The organism is Kitasatospora sp. NPDC087861 (assembly GCF_044742585.1).
GTDB lineage: Bacteria > Actinomycetota > Actinomycetes > Streptomycetales > Streptomycetaceae > Kitasatospora.
Genome location: NZ_JBIUUS010000007.1, coordinates 47123 through 61121 on the forward strand (window position 1 = coordinate 47123; position 13999 = coordinate 61121).

Below are 13999 nucleotides of genomic sequence, written 5' to 3' on the forward strand. Positions count from 1 at the left end.
CCCGTGTTGACGATCGATCAACGGGGTGCCGAGGAGTAGGCCCTGGTCACCCGCCGGGAGTCGTCGCCGGGGACGGCGCGGACGTCGGGTGGCGGCGCGGTGGGCGGGGGTCCGCGGAGGATCGACGGCCGTCAACGCCGTGCGGCCCGGTACCTCGTGGGTGCCGGGCCGTCGGGCGGGGTGTGCCGGTCGGTCCTACTTGGGCATCTCGTTCCAGAGCTGCTGGGCGCTCTTGCCGGTGAGCTGGCCCCAGATCTGGTCGGTGTAGTTCGTGGTGTTCAGCAGGTGCGCCAGGTCGGGCTTGTTGTAGGTCTTCGAGACGTAGTCGATGAACCGGGCGGTGGCCTGGTAGCCGCTGTCGTAGTTGGAGTCCGGGCCGAAGTGCTGGGCGCCGGTGCCCGGCTGGAAGTTGTAGTCGCGCACCCAGTCCGCCAGGCCCTCGCCCATCCACCACGGGCGGGAGGTCGGGTTGTCCCAGACCGCGACGTGCACGGCCTCGTGCACCAGGAAGCCGGTGTCGCCCTTGTTGCCCCGGGTGTAGCCGATGTTGACGTGGACCTCCTTGACGCCGTTGGGGGACACCGTGGTGTACGCGGGGTTGGTGGTCAGCGTCGGGTCGAGGATGATCTTGAAGTAGGTGGGGGCGGCGAAGGCCCCCTTGGTGATCAGGTTGGAGATCGTCGGGTAGTAGTCCGCGACGGTCTTCTTCTGCTGCTCCAGCCACGGACCGAGGTCCGGGGCCTGCGAGTAGTCGAGGTCGATGGTCGGGCGGCCGGTGGTCGGCGGGGTGGTGGCGCCGTTGCGGTCGAGGTTCCAGGACTGCGCCGGGTCCCCGGCGTTGCAGGCGGCCACCTTGGCGTTCAGGTCCGCGCCGCGGGTGAGGCAGAGGTTGTTGTCCGAGACGCTGTGCAGCAGCCAGGCCCGGCCGTTGCCCGCCGAGGTGTTCTCCAGCCGCCACTTCTGGTTGTCCGTGCCGACGTAGTTCCAGGAACCGACGGTGTTCTTGGCCCGGTCGCGGTCGACGGCGTTGTTGGTGCCGGGCACCTTGACCGACCAGGTGCCGTTGCCCTCGTCCCTGACCGTCCAGACCTGCTGGACGGAGGACTCGTTCCAGTCGCGGACCACCACGTTGGAGCCGTGGTTGCGGCTGTCCCACTGGAGGGCGCCGCCCGCGTAGCTGGAGATGCGGTAGTCGGCGCCGCTGGACGGCAGCGGCTCGGCCGCGCTGGCGGTCCCGGCGCCGAAGGCCATCCCGGACACGACGGTCGCGGCGGACAGGACGACGGCGGCGGCCGTACGACGGGTGATCATCTCGGGGCTCTCCTCTCGGGCGGCTCCCCCTGGAACCGGCCTGCGGTCATGCCACCGGGCCGCGGTGTACACGGCGTCGACGGTCCGTCAACGGGTTCGTTGACGGACCGTCGACGGCCACATGTCGGAGCCGGTCGTCCTGGACGAGAACGGCCGGGAGATGACGAGAAGGCGCTGGAACGCCGCCGGCGACCTGGCCTTGGACACCACGACCCGCTGAACGGTGTCCGGAGCGCCGGGTCGGCCGGCCCGCCGACAGGCGCAGCCGGCCCGGGCGTGCCCACGCCCGGGCCTCGGCGGACACCGGCGGGCGGCTCAGCGGACTTCGACCGGTGTGCAGCGTCATGAGGCTGCCCCGCGCCGAGGGCGGCGCGGGGCAGGTCGGTCGGCGCCCCGTCCGGCGGCGCCGCCCTGCACGGTCCCGGGTCAGCTGGGAGAACCGGACCAGATGACGTTCTTGCGCAGCTGCCCGGAGCCGTAGTTGAACTCGACGGAGAACGGGTCGGCCGCGCCGGCCGGCAGGGCGTACGCGGACAGACCGGTGGCCTCCTCGCCCGGAGCCAGCGAGCCGGCGAGGACCTTCAACCGTCCGCTTCCGTCGATCAGCGAGAAGACGAGGTTGCCCTTGGCGTCCTTGACGAAGGGCATCCCCGATCCGTAGAGCGAGAGTTCCCCGGATCCGGTGTTGACGACGGTGATCTTCACCTGGATGATCTTGGCGTTCCTGGGGGCCTCGACCACGGTTCCGCGCGGAACGTACGGCTCCGGCTCGGCCATGGTGACCTTCAACCCGTCCCCGTACGTGTAGGACTGGCCGAACGACAGGCGCCGGGCCTTCTCGTCCGCGGCCGCCTTCTCCCGCTCGGCCTCGATCCTCTTCCGCTCGGCCTCGATCCGCTCCTTCTCCTTCGCCGCCCGCTCCTCGGCGGCCTTGATCGCGGCGTCGGCGCGAGCGCGCGCGGCGTCGTCCTGCGCCCGCCGCTCCTCGTTGACCGCCTGCACCCGTGTCACGACGAACACCCCGGCGCCGACCGAGACCAGCAGTCCGGTGATGCCCAGGATCACGCCCGCGAGCGCCATCGCCCGGTTGGTCGCCAGGCCCTTGCGCACGTAGCCCAGGCCGACGGCACCGAAGACCACGGCAAGCAGGGCCGGCAGCCAGGACAGCCAGAACAGGATGACGGCCAGGCTGAGGACCGCACCGACGATCCCGAGCACCATGGCCGCGATGCCCAGGCCGTTGCGAGGCTGTGGCGCCGGCATCGGATACGGCGGCCAGTAGAGCGGCACACCCGGGCCCGCACCGGGGGCCACGGCAAGGGCAGGGGGTGCGGCGGGGGCAAGGGGTGCGGCGGGGGCAAGGGGTGCGGCGGGGACCGTGGCCTCGGCCTGAGCCGGGCTCGGCGGTGCCCACGAGTCGGTGTCGGTTGCCCCCTCGGCGGACTGCGGGCTGTCGGGCGGGGCGGGGACGGTCATACGAAATCCTTCAAGCACGTTGAGATGATGAGCGACTGGCTGTTCAGCCTCGACACCGAAGGCTCTCCCGGCCCCCGGCGACAGCGACCCGGTTTTCCGCGAAGCGGTCACCCGCCCAGGCCGGACCCGCGCGTCAACACCCTGGGACGGGGCACCGACAGGGTCGGCGAGTGATCAACATACAGGTGCCCGGCAACCGCCCCGACGCCTGGGCGGTCCGCCGGAGCAGGCGGTGCGGAAGGCATTCCGATTCGATGTCGCCGGGCCTGCCGCGCCGGGACGGGGGCGCCGGGACGGGGGCGCCGGGACGGGAGCGGCGGAACGGGTGGCGGCGGGACGGCCGTGGTCAGGGGGCCGCGAACAGCCTGGGGAAGCCCGGGGCCAGCCACGGCCTGCGGCCCCAGGCGAGCACCTTGCCCCGGGCGAGGGCGCCGGTGGCGGTGTAGCGGCCCAGCGCGATGAGGAGGAACACCACCGGCTCGGTGAGGATCGTGCAGTCCGGGCGGCGCGGCGGCTCCTGGCTCACCACGGCGGCGCCGTCCGTGAAGGTCACCGCGAAGGCGCCCAGGCCGCGGATCCGCAGCCGGTAGCAGGCGTTGTGACCGGCCGCGGCGCGCGCGTCCAGCACCCACGGCATCGCCGTCCGCACGAAGGGCATCGCCAGCTCGACGCGGTGCCGGTCAATCGGATGCGGGCGCCCGAGAGCGAGGGCGATGTCGTAGAGGTGGCCCAGCATGTGGGTCAGCAGGTAGGCGCCGAGGGTGTCCAGGTCCATCGGGCCGAGCGGGGTCAGCACCGGCTCGGTGCCGGCGCGCGCGGCGGCTGCCGTCGTGAACTCCCGTGTCTGCCGGGCGATCTCCTCGGCGAGCACGGCCGGGTCCCGCTCCGGGCGCTCGGCCAGCGAGGCCGCGTTCGCCGCGGCCAGCGAGCCCGGAGTGCCGTCCCCGTACGGCCGTTCCTCGCCGGCGGCCAGTGCGGCCATCAGCTCGTTGGCCATCGCCAAGTGGGCGGCGGCCTCGGCGACCGTCCACTCGGCGCCGGGTATCGGGGTGCCACCGCGGCAGCCGGCGAGCAGGGTGACGGCCTCGTCCCCGACCGCGGTGACCGCCTCGAAGAGCGCGGTGCGCGCGACACCGGGGAACGGCTCGGGGAGCGGGAGGGTCATGGTGGTGAAGACTGGCCGACCCCCGCGCCGCTGTCCAGACCCTTGACTGCTCCCCGGCTGAAGCCGGGGGATTCCGGCTTCAGCTGGGTGGATTTCTGACTCAGACCGCCTTCCGGGACGGCGTCCCGGTGGGTCTTCTGCCATCAGCGTCAGCCGGATTCAGACCTGCCCGGTTGAGCATCACGTAGGCGGAGTTCTTGTCCCTGGGGGACACGGCTCCGCACGTGGTGCAGGTGTAGGTGCGCATTCCCAGCGGCAGTGCGTGCTTGGTTCTCGCATCGCAGTGCGCGCAGTCCATCGTGGTGTGTGCGGGGTGGACCAGACGAACGTCTCGTCCGTGTTTGCGGCCCATCTCGATCAGGGCCTGTTTGGTCGCTCCGATCGCGGCGTCAGCGGCTTTCCCCGCCATCGGGCTCTTGGCGAGGAACTTCGGCCGGAAGCCTTCCACCGCAAGAGCGTCGTGGTCCCGGACGACGGCTTTGGCCCACTTGCGGGCGGTGTCCTGGCGTTGCCTGGCGAGCAGGCCAGGCCGGCCCCGACTCGGTGCCTCACGGTGAACGCCGCCGGCGCGGCGGCGCCGGCCTGCGGAAATTGATAGCGAAGTCTTGTCATCCGTTTTCGGCCGGTGGTGCGTCCAAGGAGTATGAAGCGCGAACCGATGCGCCCGGGGGGCTGCCGATCCGACCCGTTCGACGAGTTCGTCGCGGCGCGGTACCAGACCCTGCTGCGGGGGGCGTACTTGATCACCGGGAACGTTCACGACGCCCGGGACCTCCTGCACGACGCGTTGGTGCAGGTGTACCCGAAGCGGTCGGTGATCCGGGACGCGGGGGCGACCGAGGGATACGTCCGCATGACGATGGTCCGCACCCATGTCTCGCGGTGGCGCCGGACCAGACGGGAGGAGCTCACCTCCGTGCTGCCGGACCGGCCGGTGGTCCAGGAGAGCGGGTGGGACGACCAGTTGGCGGCGGCGCTGGCCGGGCTGCCGCGGCGGCAGCGGGCGGCGGTGGTGCTGCGCTACTACCTGGATCTGCCGGTCGCTCAGGTGGCGGAGGAACTGGGGTGTTCGCTGCCCACGGCGAAGACGCACCTGGCGCGCGGGATCAAGGCGCTTCGGCAGGAAATGGAACTGGTGAGGGAGTTGGTGGGGCCGTGAGCGCTGAGGCCGCATTCGAGGAAGAGCTGGCGGGCCGGCTCGCAGAACGTGCGGCATGGATCGGTGGCAGCGCGCCGCTGGCCGAGCTGCACGCGGCCGGGCGGCGGCGGGCGCGGCGGCAGAGGGCCGTGCGGGGCGCGGCGGCGGTGGCGGTGCTGGCCGTCGGGGCGGGGGCGCTGACGCAGCTGGGCGGCGGTTCCGGGGACTCCCGGACGGGCCCGGCCGGTGCGGGCGTGAGTCTGGTGAGCCCGACGCCGGGAGCGACGCGCTCGGTCGCCGTGATCCTGGAGTGCGCGAACGGGCCCACGGGCTGGCGGACGCTGGGCCTGCACCAGCACGGGAAGCAGGTGCTGTCGGACTCCCCGTCGCCGGGTGGGCTCACGCCGTCCGGTACCCCGTCGCCGGGCTTCCCCTCGCCGGGCTTCCCCTCGCCGGGCTTCTTCTCGTCGGGGGTGCCGTCCTCCGGTGGCCCGTCGACCAGTGGCCCGTCGACCGATCACCCGCCGTCCGGTGACCCGTCGTCCTGGCCCACGTCCTCGGGCTCGCCGTCGCCGCTGTCGTACGCCACGACGGCGCAGTCCGATCTGGAACGGGCGGGTCAGGCCATCGAGTACATGGCGATGGCGAGCTACCGCGACCACTACTTCGGCACCTGCCGCGACACGAGCACGAACACGCTCTACGTGATGCGGGTCCCCGGCAGCGGCCTGGACGCGGCAGCGGCCTCGACGTTGACCGACTGGCCGGCGGTGAAGCTGCAGTTCGCCGTCGCGGCCAGTTCGCGCGACGAGCTGTCGGCGTTCGGCGCCCGGATCCGAGCGGACAGGGAGGACTGGCGGGCCAAGGGCGTGGAGATCGAGGCGGTGACGGTCGCCATCGACGGCGCCGGAGTGGTGGTCGACACGCCGCAGTGGCAGACCGCGGCGGCGCAGATCGAAGCGAAATACGGCCCCCAGGTGGCCGAGGTCCGCTGAGGCCCGACGCGAAGGGCTGACGCGAGGGGCCGGCGCCACGCCCACCCGTGAGGGGTACGGCGGCCGGCGGCCCCAAGGAACAACGAAAACACGACAGGCGGGCCGTGCGACGGGCACCCCGCCCTGCCTTGCCATGCCCCGCCGCGCCCCGACGCGCGACGGGCGCCCCGCCGCGCTCCGCCATGCCCTGGCGGCACACGGGAGCTTCGGCACGAAGAACCACGGCACCCCCGCCCCGCGCCGCCGTGCCTCGCCGCGCCGTGCCCCGCCGCGCGAACCTTTCCGCCCAGCCGAACGGGAGACCGATGTCCGAGACAGCCGCTGAGGGACCACGCCGGAACGAAGGACCGCCTCCGGACCGAGCCGACTCGACGGTCCTGGTCCTGGCCGCGGTGACGGCGGTGGCGTCCGCGCTCCTGGTCCGGTTCCTGCTGCTGGAGTACGAGTCGCCGGACTGGTACCGCTTCCTCGGTCCCTGGTACCGGTACATCACGGAGCAGGGCGGCTTCCACGCCCTCGGCAACGCCGACTTCTCGGACTACAACGTCCCCTACCTGTACCTCATGGCCGCGCTCACCTACCTGCCGGTGCCGGCGATGGAGGGCGTCAAGTGCCTATCGATCCTCTTCGACCTGGCGCTCGCCCACTACACCTACCGCATCGTCGCGCTGCGGTGGCCGCACCGGCCCCGGCGGGCGCTCGCCGCAGCGGTGGTCGTGCTGTTCCTGCCCACGGTCGTGACCAACAGCGGCTGGTGGGCCCAGTCCGACGCGGTCTTCACCACCTTCCTGGTGGCAGGCGTCTACCATCTCCTGCGCGACCGTCCCTGGTGGACCTGCTCGTTCTTCGGGATCGCCCTGGCCTTCAAGCTCCAGGCGGTCTTCCTGTTCCCGCTGCTGCTCGTTGCCGTCCTGGCCCGGCGGATACCGTGGCGGAGCCTGCTGGCCGTCCCGGCCGTGTACCTGGCACTCGACGTCCCCGCAATCCTGCTCGGTTCCGACCCCTGGCAGCTGCTGACGGTGTACGTGCGGCAGACGGGGACCTACCGGGACCTCACGCTCAACGCGCCGACGGTCTACCAGTTCGTCTCGGTGCCGTACGGAGAGGAGGACCCGGTGCGCCGGGCGGGCGTCCTGGTCGCGGGCCTGCTGGTCCTGGCACTGATCTGGCCGGCGGTCCGGGCCGTACGGCGCACGGGCCGGGCCCAACCGGAGGACCGCACCGCGGGCAACGCGTGCACGGGGCTCACCGGAACGAGGATCCTGCTGCTGGCCACCGCCTTCGCGATCACGGTGCCGTTCCTGCTGCCGTCCATGCACGAGCGCTACTTCTACATCGCGGACATCCTCAGTGTGCTCGCCGCCTTCCAACTGCCGCGGCAGCTCTGGTACCTGCCGGTCCTGGTCCAGCTCTCGTCCTTCGGCAGCTACCTCAAGTTCATCGCGCCCGGCGTGGCGCCGTACCTGTCGATGCCGGCCCACGGCGTGCTGATGCTGCTGGCGCTGATCGCCGTACTCCGGGCCACCGCCCGCGAGTTCCGGGATACCGCCCCTGCACCGTCCGGATCCGTCGGGCGCACCACGAGGCCGCCGCTCCCACTGCCGACCCCGTCGGCCCGCTGCGCCCCCGACGCCACCTGAGCGCCGGCCCGCCAACCCTCGCCCGGCACGCCCTCGTCCCCGTCGCGGACGTGCCGGGCGAGCCCGCCGACCGCCCGCGCCCCGCGCGCGGCCGTCCGGTGGATCGGACGGTCCACGACCGCAACGGCCGGCTCCGCCCGACGCGCGTACCGGGCCGGGCCGGCGGCCGCCCCGACGCCGGGCCCGGCCTGGTCCGCGTGCTGGCGTCCCCATCGGCTCGGTCCGGCGGGCGGGCGGTCAGGCTGTCAGTTCCGCGAGCTCCGCGTTGGCGCGCTCGGTGACCAGGGCGAGGACGCGGCCGGCGGCGGCCAGGTCCTCGGCGGGTATCCCGCCCCAGATGCGGGCGCTGATGGGGCCGGTCTCCGTGCCGACGGCGGCGATCAGCGCGCGCCCTGCGTCCGTGGGGCGAAGGTGCGCGCCGTCTGCGACGAGCAGCTGCTTGGCCAGCAGCTCGTCGAACATGGCGCGGATGTCGTCCGGACCGGTCTTGAGGGAGCCCCGGACCTGGGTGACGAGATCGTCAGACGTCTGCGGGGCGTCGGCGGTGACGGCGGCGCGCAGGACGACCTGCTGCTGGAACGTGATGGCGTGCCGGGCCAGGACGTGCTCCAGGACGCCGCGGGCGGCGTAGTGGGCCAGGCCGAGGGCGCGGGCGTCGGCGACGGGTGCGGTGGTGGCAGGTGCGGTGGTGGTGGCAGATGCGGTGGTGGTCATGGTGTTGTCCCCCGGGTGCTCTCGTCGTTCGGTACGGATGGAATGAGAGGCGCGTCGAGCAAGGTCGTCAGCTCGTCGGTGAAGGCGCGCGTGCGCGGGGCGTCGAGGCCGCCGAGTGGCTCCAGCACTTGCTGGAGCAGTTCCTGGACCACCACGACGGCCTGCCGCGTGACGGCCTGGCCCTGCTCGGTGAGGCCGAGCTGTACGGCGCGAGGGTCGCGGGGATCTCGGGTGCGCTCGATCAGGCCGGCCGACTCCAGGGCGCGCGCCAGCTTCGAGACGTACAGCGCCTCCATACCGGTGTGGTCGGCGAGTCGGCGCTGACTGGGCCGCTCGCCGGCGCGCTGCATGCCGTGCAGCGACGCGACCAGTGAGTACTGCGCGTGGGTGAGGCCCAGCGGGGCCACTGCCCGATCGACCGCGACGCGCCACTTGTTGGCGAGCCGCCAGACCAGGAAACCGGGCGTGGGGCCCGGCGAACCGTTGCTCATGCCGAATAGATTACATAGCTACTATGTCCATGGCTACTATTTCCCAGAGGATGCGGCGGCGCACGCCGTGATGATGCCGACAAGACCGCAGCTCCCGGCTACAGGAGGACGAGCAGCTTGGTGCCCGGCACCAACTTCCGGTTGACGGAGGTCGATTGGACGAACACGGTGTACGACGGGTTGTCGCCCGGCTTCACCGTGGCCTCCGACTTCGGCAAGCCGAGGAGCTGGCGGGCCGCCGGGCCCGAGAACACCCTGCCCGTCATCCGGCCGGTGGCCGGGTCCTTCTCGGCCACGGCGAGCTGCTTGTTGCCCTGGATCTTCTCGCGCTTGGACAGCTCGTAGAAGGCGCAGCCGGTCTTGTAGGGGTGCCCGGCGCTGGTGACGAAGTCGCGGATCGGCATCTGCTGGTCGACCGGGACCAGGATGTACTTGCCGGTGTCCAGGGCGTCGAGGTTGGCCTTCACCTCGGCGGTGCTCAGGTCCCGGCCCATGGCGAACAGGTTCCTGGTGCCGCGCACGCCCTGTTCGCGGCCCCGCAGGAAGCTGGTGGCGGCCGTCTTGACGGTGCCGATGGCCTCCTCGACGCCCTTGCTGGAGTCCGCGTCCCAGATCGCGATGTTGCCCGCGGGGAAGCCGTACTCCTGGGCGGTGCGCTTGGCCAGGGAGTTCGGGACCAGGATCGCCGAGGTCCAGTGGTCGGGGAGGTCGTCCATGGCGCTCTGGATGCGGTCCATCCACGTGCGCAGGACGGCGGTGCCCCGGCCACCCATGCGGATGTGCATCTGGCCGGTCTGCGAGCAGCCGGAGGCGTTCTCCTCGCCGTCGGTGACGACGACCTGGAGGAAGGAGTGCTCCCCGTACCCTTCCCAGATGTTCTTCAGGTCGTCGACGGACTTCACGGCCGCCTCGATCAGCGCCGTCGCACCGTTGTCGACCCGGTAAAGGCCCTTCAGGGACGGCAGGTGCTTGACGTCCATGTCCCAGACAAGGTTCTGCACCTCGTGATCGAAAGCGTAGAGGCTGATGCGGGTCTCGTGACCGAGCCGGTCGGACTCCTCCTGCAGGCCCTTCACGAACTCGTCCACCACGCGGACAAGTTGCGCCTCGTGCTGGCGCATCGAGCCGGACTTGTCGACCACGAGCGAAACGTGGTTGACCTTGTGGTTGATCCTGTTCGCAGACATACTTCCAACCCTTTTCCAACGCTCTTTCGACGCCTTTCCGGCGCCCCCTCCAACGTTGTTCACACACTACGAGGAGGCACTGACAGTGCCTTCTGACCTGTCGAAGGCGCAGGCGGCCGGGGCGGCAGCCCGCCGATCCGGGGGTGGTGGTCCCGCGGTGAGGTGTTGCTCAGGCCGACCGGGACCAGTGGTGCCTCCCGGGGAGAGGTCACATCTGTCCGAATCCGGCAGGACCGCACGTCGGCGGTGGCGAGTTCTTGTCAACTCCCTTCGTCGATGGGAGCATTCGGCTCCCGGCACGAGAAGCAGGAGATATGTGGTGGCGGCCGACGGCAGCAATATGACGCACGCGGTGATCGAGACGGCGGTCAAGGAGCGCAATCGGCTGCACACCGGCCGGAGCCGGATCACCGCGCTGGTCGTGTTGGGGTTCCTGGGCGCCATCGGCCTGTTCCTGGCGCTGGTGGTCGGCAAGGCGGACGCGAACACCGCGCCGACCTGTGACGGCCGGACCATGACGCGGCACAGCGAGTGCCGGATCTGGTCCAACCACGGCGGCGGAGGCACCTACTCGTACGACGAGATGATCGACCGTCGGGAGTCGTCGCACCAGGTGTGGCGGGTGGTCGGGTTCGGCGGCGCCGCGCTCGCCGTGGTCCTGATGGCGGTGTCGGCCACCAAGCTGGATCCGAAGCGGCCCTGGGGCAAGCCGGTCGACGCCTCCTGCCCGCGGTGTCACCAGCCGACCCTGCGGGAGAAACTGACCGTGCACAGCATCTCCAAGGGGCGGACCACCTACCGGTACAGCGGCATCGTCACCCTGTGCACCCCCGTCTGCGGCTTCACCTCCGTGCGCCAGCGCCAGCGCTGACGCCGACCCTCCGCCGTCGTCGATCGTGTGACGGGCCGGCTGCTCGGGACGGCCGTTTTTCACTGACCTCCCATTCCCGGATACCGGTTTTTCCCGGGCTGGCCCCGGATTTCCCTGGCGTGCATCCGCTCGTACCCGGCCCGCGCTGATGCCGGCCACGCCTTTCCGGGCGTGGCCGGCATCAGCCGGTGCATGAGCGAAGCACGACTTCTGCAGCAAGCCTCAGGAGGCAGGCCAGGCGTCGGTGAAGTAGCCGAAGAGGTCGGCGATGATGTCGGTGCTGCCGACGTGGTTGTAGATGCCGACCTTGCCGTCGGCGCTGACCGGCGTGGTGACGTGGTTGGGGACGGTGGCGCCGCGCAGCAGGTTCAGGTTGCTGGTGATCGGACGCGGGCTGCCGTCGGCGTGGACGGTGAGGTAGCTGTCGGCGGTGGTGTTGGTGGCCGTGACGTTGAGGACGGCCGCGGTGGATCCGGCGGGGATGCCGGAGACGACGGTGGTGCTGTCCGGGCCGGGCTTCGCGAACGGGTTGGACCGGGTGTCCGTCAACCGGACCGGGACGGTCGGGGTGAACTTGCCCTTGCCGTCGTTGGCGTAGTAGCCGAAGACGTCCAGGATGACGTCGGTGGACCCGACGTGGTTGTAGACGTTCACGCTGCCGTCGGCGCCGACCGGGACGATGAGCTGGTTGGACTTGTCCTTCCCGGGCTCGGGGTTGAGGTTCGAGCTGATCGGGCGGGGGCGGTCGCCGGCGTAGACCGAGAGGTGGGTGTCGGCGCTGGTCCCGGTGCTGGTCAGGTTGAGCACGACGGAGGCCACGTCGGCGGGGACTGCGCCGACGCCGGCGATCTTCACCGTGCGGACCTCCCCGGCGCCGAGCTTGCGGCTGTCACGGGTGTCGACCAGCCGCGAGGGCTCGAGCGGGGTGAACAGGTAGCCACCGTTGGGCCGGTAGAAGCCGACCACGTCGACGATCACCTCGGCCTGGCCGGCACTGAGGTAGGTGCTGATCCGGTGAGCCTGGCCGATCGGCACGGTCACCAGATTGGTGGAGGTCCGGCCGGCCGCCACGTTCACGTTCGACGTCTGCGGGCGCTCCTGCCCGGCGGGCCAGACGATCAGATGGCTGTCCTGGGTGGCCTCGGTGACCGTGACGTTGAGGACGACCGAGGAGATGCTGCCGGGCGTACCGTTCGAGCCGGGCGCGTCGCCGGTCGGGATCGTGAAGCCGCCCTCCTGTCCGCCCCGCAGGATCACGGCCGGGTCGTCGCGGGTGTCCAGCAGCCGGTACGGGTCGATGCGCAGGAAGCGCGACGGGGCGTACGCGGCGCGGAAGGGGTACGCGGCGGTGTCGGTGCGACCGGTGCTGTCGGTGACCGTCACCTTGACCGTGTAGTCACCGGGCGAGGCGTAGCCGTGCAGGAAGACGTCCAGGCCGTTCTTGGACTCGACGGTGCCGTCGCCGTAGTCCACCACGACCTTGCCGACGGCCCAGGGGGAGGATGTCCCGGACGGGTCGACCCGCACACCCAGCGGCGGGGTGTCGGAGGTGTCCCACTGGTCCGGGATGTTCGCCCCGACGGTCGCCGACGCCTTGAGCGGGCCGGGGGTGGTGACCTTGAGGGGCGTTCCCCAGTTGTTGACCACGTTGCCGTCGCCGGTCTCCACGCCCACCGTCGCCGTGCAGTCGCAGGCGCGGGCGTAGGCGTGGCGCACGCTCGGGGTGGCGGAGGTGACCGTCGGGCTGCCGTCGCCGAAGTCGAAGCGGTACCTCATGACCGAGGTCGGCCAGTGGACCGTGCGCTCGGTGGTCGCCGTCAGAGTGACCTCGGTGCCGTAGGGCGCGCGCGCCGGATCGGTCTGCAGCCACACCCGGCCGACGTTCTCCTGACGCTCGTCCTTGCCCCGGTCGTAGTACCCGAGGCCGGTACCGGTGTTCTCGACGTCGGGGTCGTCGGCCGGGAACGCGGGCGGGACGAAGCCCGGCGCGGTGGCGTCGGCGGAATCGGTCACCGCGGAGTTGTGGGCGCTGCCGTCCGCCCAGTTCTGGACCACGATGTCGTGGCCGCCGGCCTGGTCGCCGGTGGCGGCGGCCAGTGCCTGCGGGGTCTGGTGCACGGTGCCGGCCCAGGAGTACGCGTTGCCGTTGCTGGAGTTGCCCCAGTACGGGGCGACGGTGTTGTAGCCGGCCCGGGTGCCCGTGGCGGAGGCGGCCGAGACCACGATCTCGGCGCCCTGACCGCCGGTGTTCCCGCACTGGTACGGGGCGGCGGGGCTGAAGTGGTTCCGCACCAGGTTGTTGAAGAGGTTCGCCTGCGGGGAGTTGCCGGCGAGCTCGATACCGGCGGTGCAGCCATCCGTGACCGTGTTGTTGGTGACGGTCGTCCGGGGCGCGTCGGTGACCCGGATCGCGTTCGCGCCGTTGCGCACGAGCGTGGTGCCGGCGGCACCGGCCTCCACCGAGATCGTCCGGGCGTTGTTGCCGGACAGGGTCACGTCGCTGCTGCCGGCCCCGGTGACCCGCAGGTCGCCGTCCCTCAGGTTCTTGACCGTGACCCGGCTGGAGTCGGCGACCTCGGTCCGGAAGGTGGAGAACGACTCGACCACCACGTCGTGCACCGCGAGGAGCTTGAGTCCTCCGCCGATCCAGGCGCCGACGCCCCCGTTGACGCCGCGGAAGGTGATGGGGCGCCCCGGCTCCCCGGAGCGGGTGAGCACCACCTCTCCCCGGTACTCCTGCCGGCCCGCCACCTCGACGGTCTGGCCCGGTCCGGCGACCGCGGCCGCGGCGCCGATGGTGCAGAACGGCAGGGCCTGGGTGCCCTGGCCGCCGGAGTCCGAGCACTTGGCCGGGTCGGTGTTGTCGACCCGGAGCGTACCGGGCGTACCGGGCGTACCGGCGGCCGCGACTGCGGGCAGGCCGAGAACGGTGACGAGGCCTGCGGTCAGCAGCCTCATGGTGCGGCGTGGGCGCACTGGGCGGTCCCCCTGGAGTAGCAAGTTTCGAGGCC

Annotated in this window: 11 protein-coding genes and 1 pseudogene; 4 read left to right on the forward strand and 8 right to left on the reverse strand. The window is 71.5% G+C overall.

Annotated elements, in window-relative coordinates:
- Window positions 1-195: 195 nt before the first annotated feature.
- The 4 genes and pseudogenes from ACIOJE_RS12570 to ACIOJE_RS12585 all read right to left on the reverse strand — a co-directional run.
- Complete coding sequence (locus tag ACIOJE_RS12570; protein WP_400775603.1) at window positions 196-1311, reverse strand: basic secretory protein-like protein; 1116 nt, start codon at window positions 1309-1311, stop codon at window positions 196-198.
- A 426-nt stretch (window positions 1312-1737) separates the two neighbouring features.
- Window positions 1738-2787, reverse strand: coding sequence for a hypothetical protein (locus ACIOJE_RS12575; protein ID WP_400775606.1), 1050 nt, complete (start codon window positions 2785-2787; stop codon window positions 1738-1740).
- Between the two features lie 346 nt (window positions 2788-3133).
- A complete protein-coding gene (locus ACIOJE_RS12580) occupies window positions 3134-3952 on the reverse strand; it encodes a maleylpyruvate isomerase family mycothiol-dependent enzyme (protein WP_400775609.1) in 819 nt (272 codons plus the stop codon).
- Between the two features lie 100 nt (window positions 3953-4052).
- A pseudogene (locus tag ACIOJE_RS12585) lies at window positions 4053-4472 on the reverse strand (zinc ribbon domain-containing protein); the annotation flags it as partial.
- A 123-nt stretch (window positions 4473-4595) separates the two neighbouring features.
- Between ACIOJE_RS12585 and ACIOJE_RS12590 the strand changes: the two are divergent.
- From ACIOJE_RS12590 to ACIOJE_RS12600, 3 genes are all read left to right on the forward strand, one after another.
- Entirely contained in the window at window positions 4596-5111 is a 516-nt protein-coding gene (locus ACIOJE_RS12590) for a SigE family RNA polymerase sigma factor (RefSeq protein ID WP_400775612.1), read from the forward strand.
- The gene (locus ACIOJE_RS12595; protein ID WP_400775614.1) at window positions 5108-6085 is read left to right on the forward strand and encodes a hypothetical protein; all 978 of its coding nucleotides are present in this window, start codon (window positions 5108-5110) and stop codon (window positions 6083-6085) included. The genes ACIOJE_RS12590 and ACIOJE_RS12595 overlap by 4 nt, the downstream gene beginning before the upstream one ends.
- A 401-nt stretch (window positions 6086-6486) precedes the next feature.
- Complete coding sequence (locus ACIOJE_RS12600; RefSeq protein ID WP_400775616.1) at window positions 6487-7725, forward strand: glycosyltransferase 87 family protein; 1239 nt, start codon at window positions 6487-6489, stop codon at window positions 7723-7725.
- Between the two features lie 237 nt (window positions 7726-7962).
- On the opposite strand, the gene ACIOJE_RS12605 is transcribed toward ACIOJE_RS12600, so the two are convergent.
- The 3 genes from ACIOJE_RS12605 to ACIOJE_RS12615 form a co-directional block, all read right to left on the reverse strand.
- Window positions 7963-8439, reverse strand: a complete 477-nt coding sequence (locus tag ACIOJE_RS12605; RefSeq protein ID WP_400775619.1) for a MarR family transcriptional regulator — start codon at window positions 8437-8439, stop codon at window positions 7963-7965.
- Window positions 8436-8930 (reverse strand): MarR family winged helix-turn-helix transcriptional regulator, encoded by a 495-nt coding sequence (locus ACIOJE_RS12610; protein ID WP_400775622.1) that lies wholly within the window; start codon window positions 8928-8930, stop codon window positions 8436-8438. The genes ACIOJE_RS12605 and ACIOJE_RS12610 overlap by 4 nt, the downstream gene beginning before the upstream one ends.
- A gap of 98 nt (window positions 8931-9028) precedes the next feature.
- Complete coding sequence (locus ACIOJE_RS12615) at window positions 9029-10117, reverse strand: VWA domain-containing protein (RefSeq protein ID WP_400775625.1); 1089 nt, start codon at window positions 10115-10117, stop codon at window positions 9029-9031.
- A gap of 319 nt (window positions 10118-10436) precedes the next feature.
- Here ACIOJE_RS12615 and ACIOJE_RS12620 point away from each other — a divergent pair, with 319 nt between their 5' ends.
- Complete coding sequence (locus tag ACIOJE_RS12620) at window positions 10437-10988, forward strand: hypothetical protein (protein WP_280677337.1); 552 nt, start codon at window positions 10437-10439, stop codon at window positions 10986-10988.
- 222 nt (window positions 10989-11210) lie between these two features.
- Here ACIOJE_RS12620 and ACIOJE_RS12625 read toward each other — a convergent pair whose 3' ends face one another.
- Window positions 11211-13946, reverse strand: coding sequence for a PKD domain-containing protein (locus ACIOJE_RS12625; RefSeq protein ID WP_400775628.1), 2736 nt, complete (start codon window positions 13944-13946; stop codon window positions 11211-11213).
- Window positions 13947-13999: the final 53 nt, after the last annotated feature.

What these genes read in the sequence shown, in the direction of transcription:
- ACIOJE_RS12575 (WP_400775606.1), bottom strand. Translation starts at nt 2,787, where the DNA reads ATGACCGTCCCCGCCCCGCCCGACAGCCCGCAGTCCGCCGAGGGGGCA.
- ACIOJE_RS12580 (WP_400775609.1), bottom strand. Translation starts at nt 3,952, where the DNA reads ATGACCCTCCCGCTCCCCGAGCCGTTCCCCGGTGTCGCGCGCACCGCG.
- ACIOJE_RS12570 (WP_400775603.1), bottom strand. Translation starts at nt 1,311, where the DNA reads ATGATCACCCGTCGTACGGCCGCCGCCGTCGTCCTGTCCGCCGCGACC.
- ACIOJE_RS12590 (WP_400775612.1), top strand. Translation starts at nt 4,596, where the DNA reads ATGAAGCGCGAACCGATGCGCCCGGGGGGCTGCCGATCCGACCCGTTC.
- ACIOJE_RS12625 (WP_400775628.1), bottom strand. Translation starts at nt 13,946, where the DNA reads ATGAGGCTGCTGACCGCAGGCCTCGTCACCGTTCTCGGCCTGCCCGCA.
- ACIOJE_RS12615 (WP_400775625.1), bottom strand. Translation starts at nt 10,117, where the DNA reads ATGTCTGCGAACAGGATCAACCACAAGGTCAACCACGTTTCGCTCGTG.
- ACIOJE_RS12605 (WP_400775619.1), bottom strand. Translation starts at nt 8,439, where the DNA reads ATGACCACCACCGCATCTGCCACCACCACCGCACCTGCCACCACCGCA.
- ACIOJE_RS12610 (WP_400775622.1), bottom strand. Translation starts at nt 8,930, where the DNA reads ATGAGCAACGGTTCGCCGGGCCCCACGCCCGGTTTCCTGGTCTGGCGG.